Origin of the sequence: Bradyrhizobium sp. 4, assembly GCF_023100905.1 — a bacterium.
Taxonomy (GTDB): Bacteria; Pseudomonadota; Alphaproteobacteria; order Rhizobiales; family Xanthobacteraceae; genus Bradyrhizobium.
In genome coordinates this window covers 2781647-2793729 of record NZ_CP064686.1, presented here as the reverse complement: position 1 = coordinate 2793729, position 12083 = coordinate 2781647, and the positions used below count along the sequence as shown (strand labels likewise).

Sequence of the window (12083 nt, the reverse complement as noted above, 5' to 3'; positions counted from 1 at the left end):
GGCACTGGGGCCGATCCACAACCGGGTGGGAGAATGTCGTGGCGCGCGGCATCAGAACTGGCCGGGCGGCAGCTTGAATATGTCGGGGCTCTTGGCATCGGCCACGTAGAACAGCAGCAGGCTGGTCGGCGTCAGCACTCGCTGGTTGTTGTCCTTGTTCTCGAACGTGCCCTGGAGAAGCAAAATGACCGAGCGGTCCTTGGCGTCGCTGCCGCGGAACATCACGATGCCGCCGTTGACGGGCATGTTGACCGCGATGGAGTCGGGCTTGAAGCCCTCGCTGAGGAAATGGGCGCGCAGGATGTTGGCGTTGGAGAACAGCTTCTCCGGCGTGATCGCCGCGTCGGTGCCCTTCGACCAGACCGCGCCGACCTGGATCAGAGACTTCGACTTGTAGCCGAACACGTAGGAGAGCTCCGCGGTGCCGCCGTTCGGCAGCAGCTCGGGCGCCGAATAGAGCAGGCTGTGCGTCAGCTCGGATGCATTGTCCTGCGCCCTGACGGCGTCGGGCTTCGCGCCGAAATCCTTGGCTATCGCCGCGCGCACGTCGGCCTCGTTCATCCCGAACTTGGCGGAGCGGAAGCCCTCGATCGCCTTGGAGTCGATCGCCTTGGACTTGTCGTCCGGGGCCGATGTCTCGGCGGCGGCTGCCGACGTCGCGCCGGCAGCGACCGGCGTACCGGCTGCTGCGGGAGCGGCACCGGCGGCTCTCGGGGCCGGCGCAGCTTTCTGCTTCGGTACGGCGCCCTGGGCCGCAAGGGGTCCCGCTGCAACAGAGGTGAGCAGGCCAATGAGGGCCGGAACGAGATAGATTTTGCGCATCGAAAACCTTCGAAAAAATTTGAAACAACGCTTCAAAAATCAGCAGCTACGAAATCAGCCTCCCCGAACCGTCATCACGACCGAGACGGAAAATGTTGCAACGCCGCAGTGCGTTACAAGGTGTCACGGAGGAGGCAAGGTTCGAACAGCGACTCTTTGGCGGCGTAGGAATACGGTATCGGGCTGCCAAACGCTGCGAATGAGCAGTCACAAACGCAATTTTTCATCAATTGTGGATGCCGGCCGTTCGCGCTAAGCATCGGCTTGGGGCAAAGCATCATGCAAAGACTTTCATGACCGAACGGCCTTCCGCGCTCGCGGTCGATCGCCGCGGGTTCATTCGCCTTGCGAGCACAACCGCCGCAGGATGGCTGGCGCTGGGCGCAACATCTGATCGCGTGCGGATCGTGGCATCGCTGACGGCGTTGCCGCTCGACGACGAACTGACCAGAAGGAGCATGATCGACAGCCCGACCTCCCGCCTGGGCGGCCTCATCGTGGGCTTGAGGCAGCGAGGCTGGGTCGAAGGCGTCAATTTCCGCCTCGAACTCCGTTCGACCTTCGGCGCGCCGGACAGACTGAAAACCGCGGTCCAGGAATTGCTGGCGCTCAAGCCGGATGTGATCCTGACCGGCTCGACGGTCGAAACCGCAGCAGTCCTGGCGGCCACCAAAACCATCCCGATCGTGTTCGCGACCGCCAACGATCCCGTCGGCAACGGCTTCGTCGAAAGCCTCGCCCATCCCGGCGGCAACGTGACCGGCTTCACCAACAGCAGCGCCGAGATGGGCGGCAAATGGCTTCAGCTCATTCGCGAGGCGGTGCCGGATCTTGCGCGCGTCGGTATTCTGTACAACCCGGCGACCACGCCTCGCGGCGGCCGCTTCTTCCTCGATTCCATCGAGCAAGAGGCAGCACTGGCCGGCGTGTCCGTGGTCCCCGCCCCCGTCAGCGCGCCAACCGAGATCGACGAAGCCGTCAGGCCCTTCTCCGAACCGCCCAAGGCGGCGATGATTGCGCTGGTCGACAGCTTCCTGGTGGTCCACCGACAGGCTGCGGTGGCCGCGGCGGCCAAATATCGCGTGCCCACGATTTACCCGTTCTATTATTTCATGGATGCGGGCGGCCTGATGAGCTACGGGCCGACGCTCGAAGTGCGCTCGGCTGACTATGTCGATCTCATCCTGCGCGGCACCAAGGCCGGCGATCTGCCGGTGCAATCGCCGCGGAAATACGAACTCCTGATCAACCGCACGGTCGCCCGCACGCTGGATTTGACCATACCATTCACGCTGCTCGCGCGCGCCGACGAGATCCGCGAGTGAACGAGACGATCGACCAGGGAGATTCGCGGCCACCTCCCGGCCGGCTGTTCCGCAAATATCTCTACTCGATCGTCGCGCTCGCTTTCGCCGCGCTCGCCATCAACACCGGCTTCGACGTCTGGTTCTCCTATCGCGAGCAGAAACAGCTACTCGCGGCGACCCAGCGCGAGCAGGCAGCAAGCGCCGCCATCCAGATCGGCCAGTTCATTGGTCAGATCGAAAACCAGATCAGATGGCTCTCGCGCCTGCCGCCGGAGCTGTCCACGAACGAGGACCAGCGGCTGAACGCCATCCGCCTCCTGCGCCTCTCGCCGGCGATCGCGGAAATCGCCGAGCTCGACGCCCAAGGCCGCGAGCAGGTGCGCGTGTCGCGCCGTGTCGCGGACAGGATCGGCAGCAAGGCCGACCTCTCTGCTTCGCATGCCTTCCGCGGCGCCAATGAAAGCCGCGCCTATTACGGGCCGGTCTATTTCCTCGGAGACACCGAACCGTTCATGACGCTCGCCACGCGCGGAACCGGCCTGACGCCCGATGTGATTGTCGCCGAAGTCAATCTTCGCTTCATCTGGGACCTCGTCGCCGGGATCAGGGTGGGCAACACCGGCAAGGCCTATGTGGTCGATCGGATGGGGTTGCTGATCGCGCATCCCGATTTGTGGCCGGCACTGCGCCGCAGCGATCTCTCCGGCCATGCCGACGTCCGCGCCGCGCTCGATGGCGTCGGGCCGCCCTCCGGCGGCCTGGTCAAGGAGGATCTGTCCGGTCAACGCGTGCTCTCGACCTATGCGACGGTCCCCTCGCTGGGCTGGTTGGTGTTCGTCGAGCTGCCGCTCACCGAGGCCTATGCGCCGATCTATGCGTCGATCGGACGCTCGACTTTTCTCCTGGTCATCCTGCTGGCATGTGCGGTGCTGGTCTCTCTCTTTCTGAGCCGGCGCATGACCGTGCCGATCCAGATCCTGACGCAGGGCGCGCGGCGGATCGGCAGCGGCGACCTCGGCCTGCGGCTCGCGATCAAGACCGGCGACGAGCTGGAGGCGCTCGGCGATCAGTTCAACCGGATGGCCGCTCACTTGCGCGAATCCTATGCGACGCTCGAGCGCAAGGTGATCGAGCGCACCTCCGAACTGGAAAAGACTCGCGACCAGGCCCTTGCCGAGCACGATGCCGCCGAGCGCGCACGCAGCGCGGCGGTCGCGGCCAACGAGACCAAATCGCGCTTTCTCGCGGTCGTCAGCCACGAGCTGCGCACGCCGCTGAACGGCGTCATGGGGGTGCTGCAACTGCTCGACGACGGCAGCCTCGGCGAAGCGCAGCGGCGCCACCTCACGACCGCGGCCGCGTCGGGCGAAACGTTGATCGCGCTGGTCGACGGCATCCTCGAATATGCGCGCCTGGAGGCCAGCGCCGAGACTCTGGAGACCCGCGATTTCCGCCTCGACCAGCTCGTCGAAACGGCGGCCGATCTGATGCGTCCGCAGGCCTCTCACAAGGGTCTCTCCTTCGATCTCGCCTGCGATGCGACGGTCAATACCTCCGCGCACGGCGACCCGGTTCGGCTCAATCGCATTCTGCTCAATCTGATCGGCAATGCGATCAAGTTCACGCCGCGCGGCGGCATCGGCTTGAGCGCGGCCGCCGAGGCACATGACGATCATGTGCTGCTGCGCATCACCGTTCGCGATACCGGCATCGGCATCGCGCCCGACATGCACGAGCGGATCTTCGAGGATTTCGTCCAGGCCGACGACAGCATCGCGCGGCGGTTTGGCGGCACCGGCCTGGGCCTCGCGATCGCGCGGCGCCTCACCCGCCTGATGCGCGGCGAGTTGACGGTGGCGAGCACGCCGGGTACGGGCAGCTCGTTCATGCTTGAGGTACCGCTTGGCCTCGCCGCGAACGACATCGCGCAAGGGGCGGTTCAGCCGCCATCGCGGCAGCTTCGCGTGCTGCTGGTCGACGACGACCCCGTCAATTGCGAGGTCGGCGAAGCGATGTTGAAGAGGCTCGGCTACCACGCCACCATCGCCACGAACGGCGCGTCGGCCATCGCTCACGCGCGCGATCAGGCATTCGACATCATCCTGATGGATCTGCACATGCCCGACATGGACGGCGTCGAGGCGGCATCGCGGATCCGAACGCTCGGTCTGCCGACCATGCCGCGCATCATCGCGGTAACCGCCGACATGTCGCGCCGCGCCCGCGAGCGGCTCGCGGGGGCAGGCATTGCCAGGATCGTCAGCAAGCCGATCCTGATCAATGCGCTGCGCGAGGCGATCGAGGACGATGCGCAGAACCAGCCCGCCGCGCCGCAGCTCGCGGCAGGCGCTTTGATCGACCGGCATTTCCTCGATGACCAGAAGGAGCTGCTGGGCGCGGCGCAGATCGCAAAACTCCACGACCTGCTGGAAGAGACGAGCGAAAAACTGATCGAGGACATCGCCAAGGCAGCAGTGATTGGCGATCCCGCGCAGCTCGCGCGATCCGCACACCAGCTCGGCAGCGGCGCGAGCGCGCTCGGCCTGGTCCGCCTGTTTGAATTTTGCCGTGAGGTCGAGCTGGCAGCAGCCTCGATGTCCTCTCCCGAATCCCAGAGCGCCGCCCGCGAGCTCGCCGTGCTTCGAGAGGCCTCGATGAGCGCGCTGGACGATCTGCTCCGGCCGGCGAAGCAGCGTACGATCAGCTAGATGCGCTCGAGTTCTTCATTTTGGGCCCGAAGAAAAATCTGGCGGAGCCTTACCAGTCCAGATCAAGGCAGGCGCCTTGCATCAGACTGCCGGCGCGACCTTTTCCGCACCCGACTGCACCGGCTTTGTCGCCTCCAACTCTCCCCCTCTCATGGTTTTTCGATACCAGTACGGAATCGTGACGCCAAAGAGCGCACCGATTGAGGCGCTGAGCAGGCACGGTATCAACAGCAGGTGCTGTACTGTCGGCTGGTTCACGCTCAACCAGTGCATCACGAGAAAGCCCGAAAAGCCCATGAGTACGGCCAGCCCGGCGCTCTCCGCCCACCTGAGCCACCACGGTTCGTGATCCGCTTCGATTGTATCGTCACACGCAAAAGCCAATGCTATTGAAAGCACGGTGGGGAGCAGTAGCCATTTGGCCTGGGCCACGAACGGCAGGACCGGATGAACGGCATCGACTGGAAAATGCGCCCGGAGCAGATAGAAGCAAAACGAAATGGGCAGCGTTATCGTGAGGGTACATGCGCCGGAGATCAGATAAGACAGAGTAGGCCTTTCCCTGACGCAACGATAATCGGCAAAGTTCCACAACTGCTTCGGTGCGAGGGCACACACCGCCGCGATTGACTGATTGACCGCCACAAGCATCCCAATGCCTAATGCCCTGCCCAAATCGCCGCCGGCCAGGGAAATCGTCACTATGACGAACAGCGCAACGACCCCGGCGAAGTCCAAGCTCAGCAGATTTAACGGCAGGCGGATCAGAGACGGCCGTTGTATGGAAAAGCCAATCCTTGCAAACTGGTGAGCGACTTCGCTGTCGCTATTGCAACTGTACAGGAGCACTCTGGCAAGCATCAACCGAATGTCCTCGTAGGCTTCGAGTGCATAAGAACGAAACTGGTCAACCGGCTCCGCCGCTGGCTCAAGCTGACGCTGAGCGATCTGACTTGTGAGAGTGAAAAACGCCACGGACTGAGCGAAGAAGCTGCTCATCTTCTTCTCGAAGGTAGCTCGCTCTTCGGGAAAGTCGGCGGAATAAGCAGTCCAACCGGGCAGATTGCTCAAGGCAACGTAGAGCGCCAGACATCGTGTAAACCGAAAGCGCACGCTATCCAACGTGAAATCGGCCTGCAGCTGCGCGGCCAGAGAGTCAGGCAGAAGCGTGCTGTTGGCGATATAAAACTTGGTGTCTGCGACCAATCTTTCAGAAATCGTAAGCTGCGTCATGTTGATCCGCTGCGCCCAGCGAACAGCTCCAAGCGGGATCGCGCCCATACGGTGAAAAAAACGCAGCATGGCACCGTCAATATCCCGCAGAACAGGAACCGATGGCAGCAACGTCGTTAGGATAAGCGCGGCCACAAGTGGCGCATCAAGGCTCTTCAATCCTTCAGGAATGGGGCTTGGCGAGTACAGGAGACCAAGCAATTCCGGCTTGTGGGCAAGGGTCCAGCTCAAGAACATCAGAAGCCCGATGCACGATATGATATACGTCACGTAGCTGCTGTAATATTGAAAGCGGGTCGTCTCTGACCTGAGCGTCCTGGGCGTGGCAAAACGATGACCGGCGTAAAAGGCCGTCAACACTCCCGCCACAAGGTGCGCGGCGTCGAGGTGGATTGTTGTGAAAAACTGATCGATCATAGCGTGCCTCCAAAACAATAAGGCATCTGTAATCGGCTGAATCCATTCGCACAGCCGCACTACGCGTTACATTGCCAGAAACACTGGCAGGCGGTTGTGAACCAGCTCACAATGCTCGCGACGTTTGGTATCGGACGGACTCTCGCAAACTCACCTGTCGGCAGATCCATGGATCTATAGCCTGGCCTCCGCATGTCCGCTCCCGCCTGCTTCGTCGCCCTCCCGGCCAAAACGCTCCACCAGGAAATCGATGAACAGCCGCACCTTCACCGACAGATGCCGGGTCGGCGGATAGACCGCGTAGAGCGCGAGCGGCGGCGCGGAATAATCGTTCAGCACCGTTCGCAGTTCGCCTTTCCTCAAGGCATCGGCGGCGATGAACTCCGGGAGCAGCGCGAGCCCCCTGCCCTTGATCGCGACGTCGCGCAGCACTTCGGCATTGTTGACGCAGAGCGACCAGGCCGGCTGGATCCAGTGATCGCCGTCGGTGCCGGTGAGCTTCCACTGATTGCCCGTCAGCAGGAAGCCGTAGGTCAGCGAAGCGTGGCCGCGCAGATCCTGCGGATGTTTCGGTGTGCCGTGACGTGCGAGATAATCGGGTGAAGCGCAGATCATGCGTGCCACCGGCATGATTTTTCGCGCGATCAAACTCGATGATTCCAATTCCGCGATCCGCAAGGTCACGTCAAAACCGTCCTGGACGGGATCGAGCAGATCGTCGCTGAGCACGAGCTGGAGCTGCAGCTCCGGATATCGCGCCATGAAATCGGCGAGCACCGGCCCGAGCCGCAGGGTGCCGAACGACATCGGCGCGTTGACGCGCAACAGGCCGCGCGGCGCCGACTGGGCTTGCGCCACGGCCTGGTCGGCCGCCTCGATCTCCGACAGGATCACGACCGCGCGCTCGAAATAGCGCTGGCCGTTCTCGGTCGGGCTCGCATGGCGCGTGGTCCGGTTCAGGAGTTGCACGCCCAGGCTTTCTTCGAGGTCGGCGATGTATTTGCTGATTGCCGAGCGTGACAGCCGTAACTGCCGGCCCGCCTCGGCAAAACTGCCGCTTTCGACCACCTTTACGAAGGCCCGGAGGCTGGCGACCTTATCCATGGGCTGGCGCGGGCGATTGTTTCCAAATCGTAGACATAGACGTCATATTTGCACGGATTGTCTCCAATCCAAAGCGGAACGATATTTCCGGTCAGAGCAAGACCGCTCCCCGAGCTTTGGAGGACGACAATGTCTGGACTGCACCACGTGACCGCGATCGCCGGCGACCCGATCAGGAATTTTGGCTTCTACACCCGGGATCTCGGCCTGCGCTTCGTCAAGAAGACGGTCAATTTTGACGATCCCGGCACCTATCACTTCTACTATGGCGACGAGACCGGCCGTCCCGGCACCATCCTGACCTTCTTTCCCTGGGCCGGTGTGCCGGCCGGGCGGCGCGGCGTCGGCGAGACCCACCAGACCGCCTTCCGCGTGCCGCAACGCTCGCTCGGCTATTGGACGCAGCGCTTCGTCGAGAAGGGCATCGCCTACGAGGCGCTGGAGAAGCGCTTTGGCGAATCCGTGCTGCCGTTCACAGACCCTGATGGCATGGCACTCGCGCTGGTCGGCATTCCCGGTGCCGAGAGCGTGCCCGGCTGGAGCAATGGCGACGTGCCGGCCGAGCATGCGATCCGCGGCTTCCACGGGGTGACCTTGCTGCTCGACAGCGCGGCGAAGACGGGGGCCGTCCTCACCGACGTGTTCGGCTTCAAGGAGACGGCGCGCGAAGGCTCCGTGATCCGCTTCAAGGCACCGGGCGATGTCGAAGGCAGCGTCGTCGACATCTACGAGGCCAAGGGCTTTTTGCGCGGGCACCAAGGTGGCGGCTCCGTGCATCACATCGCCTTCCGCGCGGCCGACGACGCCGAGCAAGGCAAGATGGCGCGAAGGCTTGTGAGCGATCACGGCCTGCACCCGACCAAGCAGCGGGACCGCAACTACTTCCGCTCGATCTACTTTCGCGAGCCTGGCGGCGTGCTGTTCGAGATCGCGACCGACATCCCCGGCTTCGCGGTCGACGAGCCCGTCGAGACGCTGGGACGCGACCTGAAGCTGCCGAGCTTCCTCGAAGCGCAGCGCAAGCAGATCGAAGGTGTTCTGCCGAATTTGGAAGAGAGGGTGTCGTGACCGAGAGTTCATTCATCCATCGTTTGGAGCCCGCGACCGGCGCGGGCTCCCCTCCGCTCCTGCTGCTGCACGGCACCGGTGGCGACGAGAACGATCTGCTCGGGCTTGGCAAGATGGTCTCGCCCGGCTCGGCCCTGGTCTCGCCGCGCGGCCGCGTGCTCGAGCACGGCATGCCGCGTTTCTTCCGCCGCCTGGCCGAAGGCGTGTTCGACGAGGACGACGTGCGCCGCCGCGCGCACGAACTCGGCGGCTTCGTCGCGGAGGCGCGGCAGCGATATGGCCTCGCCGCGCCGGTCGCGGTCGGCTTCTCCAACGGCGCCAACATCGCAGCCGCGCTGTTGCTGCTGGAGCCGGACGTGCTGGCAGGCGCGATCCTGCTCCGCGCCATGGTGCCGCTGTTGGATCCGCCGAAGGCTGAGCTCGGCGGCAAGCCGGTCCTGCTTCTGTCAGGGCAGGCTGATCCCATCGTGCCGGCGAGCAATTCGGCGAAGCTTGCAGCGCTGTTGTCGGAAGCCGGAGCGCGGGTCGCACACAAGGTGTTGCCGGCGGGCCATCAATTGTCGCAAGCGGACGTGACGCTCGCCCGCGACTGGATCGGCAAACTCGCCGTCGAAGTCGCCTGATACGGAAAAAGCGGCGCATCGTTTTCGAACGGTGCGCCGCGGCTTCATTCGAACCAGCCGCGCCGCTTGAACCAGATCAGCGGCAGCACGCCGCTGGCGATGATGGCAAGCCACGCCAGCGGATAGCCGAACGTCCAGTCCAGCTCCGGCATGTGCTTGAAGTTCATGCCCCAGATTCCGACCATGATCGTAGGCGGCACGCCGACGACCGAGACGATCGTCAATATCTTGAACAGCTCGTTCTGCTGGATGTTGATGAAGCCGAGCACCGCATCGAGCAGAAGCTGGATCTTGTCCGACAATCGCGTCTCGTAATCGCCGAGCGAAACGACGTCCTTCGAGACGGCCTCGAGGCGCTTCTTCGACGCGGGCGTGATCCATTCACCCCCGACATCGCCGGCAAACGAGGCGACGCGGCCGACGCCAAGCAGGACATCGCGCGCCTTGGCGAGCCGATCGGCCAACTCACCGATGTTCTCCAGCGCCTCGCGCATCCTGCGGCTGGAGCGAACCGGCCGCTTCGAGCGAACGAGCCCGCCCTTGAAGACGCCGCGCGAGAGCCTGTCGACCTTTGCGCCGAGATGCTCAAGGACATCGGCGCCGCGGTCGACCATGGCCTCGACCAAGCTGGTGAACACGCACATGCCGTTCTCCAGGCTGTCATCGGAACCGATACGCTTGCCGATGTCGTCGAAGATCGGCAGCTGCGCGAAGCGCACCGTCACCAGCACGCGCGGGCCGATGACGAATCCCACGGGCGTGATCTCGGCCTCGTTGTCCTCGTTAAGCCGGACCGCCGGCGAGCTGAGATAGAGCGTGCCGTTGTCGAGGATCAGGCGGCTCGACGCTTCGATCTCGCTGAGCGAATCCTCGGACGGAACGCGTATCCCGAGCAATCGTTCGACGAACTGCTTTTCTTCTGCGGTCGCGTCCAAAAGATCAGCCCAGATGATCTCGGACGGCATCTGCGCGCCGATCTTCTGCCAGTCGTCGGACGGCCACCTGTACAGCTTGAGCAAGGAACCGAACTCCGTACGTCGTCACGCCGGATGGTTCATTGGGCTGCCATCCACCGGGCTAACGTCTGACGATTCCAAACGTTCAGTGCCTTTGCCGCGCGGACCCGAGCTGAAGAGCTGGCCGCGATCGCCAACTGAAATCTACGCAAGGACCGCTCAAGCCGCCACGTTGGCGAGGAAGCGATCCACCGACGAGCGCAGCTGTGCCGCCTGGCTGGACAGATCGTGGGCGGTTGCCAGAACCATGTCGGCGGAACGGTTGGCATTATCCGTAGCTTCGGCCGTTCCGGCAATGCTTCGGGCAACCTGGGCCGTACCGGTCGCGGCCTGACCGATACTTCTGGAGATCTCTCCCGCCGCCGCATTCTGCTGACTGACAGCCGCGGCGATCCGGCCTGTGAAACTGTCGATGTCGCCAATGATCAAGGCGATCGCTCCAACGTTGTCGACTGCCTGCCGTGTCGCCAACTGCACCTCGTTGATTTGCGACGAAATCTCCTCGGTTGCCTTCGCAGTCTGCGTTGCAAGCGCCTTGACCTCCGACGCGACGACGGCAAAGCCCCGACCCGCCTCGCCGGCCCGCGCGGCCTCGATGGTGGCGTTGAGCGCAAGCAGGTTGGTCTGCCCGGCAATGGTCCGGATGAAACCGACCACTTCGTCGATCTGCTGTGCCGCGCTTGCAAGCCTGCCGATGGTCTGGTTGGCGGACTCCGCCATACCGGAGGCGCGCTGGACGATTGTGGAGGCGTCGGCCAGCTGAGAGCTAATGGCCTGCACGGATTGACCGAGTTCGCTCGCGGCGCTCGCAACGGTCTGGACGTTGCTGGACGTTTGCTTGGCAGTCGAAGCCGCCTCGCTCGAACGTGTGCCAGCGACGCGCGCCGTCTCGGCCAGGTTCTGCGCCGTGTCCGTCAACTCCCCGGTCATGCGGTCGGTGTGGCTGAGCACGGAGCTGAAGGCGGCGCGGAACGCATCGATCTCGGCCTCCACACGTTGCCGGCGGCCGATCTGCTCGGCGCTGCTCTGATCTTTGGCGGCGATCAAGGCCAAGTCCTCATCGGCGCGGGCTTTCAGGCTGGATTGCATCACGGCCAGAGACTTCAGGAGCCGACCAAGCTCGTCGCGACGACGGACGGATATATCGTCCATGAAGTTGCCGGCTGCCACGCGTTCAGCGATCCGGACTGCGGCCGAAATCGGCCGGCTCATCGAGTAAGTGAAGGCGAGCGCGATGACGAGTCCGATCAGCGCCGTCCCGACCGCCACTGACACCATCGTGGTGCGGGCCGAATTGACCGCTGCTTCCGCCTCCGTGCGATATTCATAGCCGTAAGCCGCGACAAGCTCGACGAGATCGTCGATCGACGTCATCAACCGGTCGCCCTGTTGCGCGAGCAGGAAGCTGGTCGGAATCTCCGTTGTACCGCCGGCGGACGACTTGAGAATCTTCAGCGCGCCGCTGGACCACTCCTTGAGCTGGCCCTCGACCTTCTCGCGGACATTCGTGACATTCGGCGATGAGGTGCGTTCGCGCACGACTTTCAGATCTTCGAAGCTGCTGCGCACCAGATCCTCGAACTTCTTGACCTGTTCGCCCGAGCTGCCCGCGAGCAGGTTTCGCTGGAGCACGAGGCGGGCCTCATGCAGCGCCGCGTGGGCGGCCCGCGCATGGTTGATGCCCATCAGCGGTCCGTCGTAGAGACGGATCACCAGGTCCCCGGAATTGCCGATGGCGCGTATGCCGTAGAACGCGATCCCGCAGGCCAGCAGGATCACAACACT

Annotated in this window: 9 protein-coding genes; 4 read left to right on the top strand and 5 right to left on the bottom strand. The window is 63.6% G+C overall.

Annotated elements, in window-relative coordinates:
• Positions 1-51 precede the first annotated feature (51 nt).
• Entirely contained in the window at positions 52-822 is a 771-nt protein-coding gene (locus IVB45_RS12805) for a hypothetical protein (protein WP_247359764.1), read from the bottom strand.
• Positions 823-1115: 293 nt separating this feature from the next.
• Between IVB45_RS12805 and IVB45_RS12800 the strand changes: the two genes are divergently transcribed.
• Entirely contained in the window at positions 1116-2147 is a 1032-nt protein-coding gene (locus tag IVB45_RS12800) for an ABC transporter substrate-binding protein (protein WP_247359765.1), read from the top strand.
• On the top strand, positions 2144-4837 hold the full coding sequence (locus IVB45_RS12795; protein WP_247359766.1) for a hybrid sensor histidine kinase/response regulator: 2694 nt from the start codon (positions 2144-2146) through the stop codon (positions 4835-4837). The genes IVB45_RS12800 and IVB45_RS12795 overlap by 4 nt, the downstream gene beginning before the upstream one ends.
• Before the next feature lie 81 nt (positions 4838-4918).
• On the opposite strand, the gene IVB45_RS12790 is transcribed toward IVB45_RS12795, so the two are convergent.
• Together IVB45_RS12790 and IVB45_RS12785 are read right to left on the bottom strand one after the other, a co-directional pair.
• A complete protein-coding gene (locus tag IVB45_RS12790) occupies positions 4919-6487 on the bottom strand; it encodes a hypothetical protein (protein WP_247359767.1) in 1569 nt (522 codons plus the stop codon).
• A 174-nt stretch (positions 6488-6661) separates the two neighbouring features.
• Positions 6662-7591, bottom strand: a complete 930-nt coding sequence (locus tag IVB45_RS12785; RefSeq protein ID WP_247359768.1) for a LysR family transcriptional regulator — start codon at positions 7589-7591, stop codon at positions 6662-6664.
• Between the two features lie 129 nt (positions 7592-7720).
• Between IVB45_RS12785 and IVB45_RS12780 the strand changes: the two genes are divergently transcribed.
• Together IVB45_RS12780 and IVB45_RS12775 are read left to right on the top strand one after the other, a co-directional pair.
• Positions 7721-8659 (top strand): ring-cleaving dioxygenase, encoded by a 939-nt coding sequence (locus tag IVB45_RS12780; RefSeq protein ID WP_247359769.1) that lies wholly within the window; start codon positions 7721-7723, stop codon positions 8657-8659.
• A complete protein-coding gene (locus IVB45_RS12775; protein WP_247359770.1) occupies positions 8656-9282 on the top strand; it encodes an alpha/beta hydrolase in 627 nt (208 codons plus the stop codon). The genes IVB45_RS12780 and IVB45_RS12775 overlap by 4 nt, the downstream gene beginning before the upstream one ends.
• A gap of 44 nt (positions 9283-9326) precedes the next feature.
• Here IVB45_RS12775 and IVB45_RS12770 read toward each other — a convergent pair whose 3' ends face one another.
• Entirely contained in the window at positions 9327-10301 is a 975-nt protein-coding gene (locus tag IVB45_RS12770) for a magnesium transporter CorA family protein (RefSeq protein WP_247359771.1), read from the bottom strand.
• A gap of 156 nt (positions 10302-10457) precedes the next feature.
• Positions 10458-12077: a methyl-accepting chemotaxis protein gene (locus IVB45_RS12765; RefSeq protein ID WP_247359772.1), complete on the bottom strand. Its 1620-nt coding sequence runs from the start codon at positions 12075-12077 to the stop codon at positions 10458-10460.
• Positions 12078-12083 lie beyond the last annotated feature (6 nt).

Excerpts from the sequence above, each read along its gene's own strand:
- IVB45_RS12805 (WP_247359764.1), bottom strand. The coding sequence starts at position 822 with ATGCGCAAAATCTATCTCGTTCCGGCCCTCATTGGCCTGCTCACCTCT.
- IVB45_RS12800 (WP_247359765.1), top strand. The coding sequence starts at position 1,116 with ATGACCGAACGGCCTTCCGCGCTCGCGGTCGATCGCCGCGGGTTCATT.
- IVB45_RS12790 (WP_247359767.1), bottom strand. The coding sequence starts at position 6,487 with ATGATCGATCAGTTTTTCACAACAATCCACCTCGACGCCGCGCACCTT.
- IVB45_RS12785 (WP_247359768.1), bottom strand. The coding sequence starts at position 7,591 with ATGGATAAGGTCGCCAGCCTCCGGGCCTTCGTAAAGGTGGTCGAAAGC.
- IVB45_RS12780 (WP_247359769.1), top strand. The coding sequence starts at position 7,721 with ATGTCTGGACTGCACCACGTGACCGCGATCGCCGGCGACCCGATCAGG.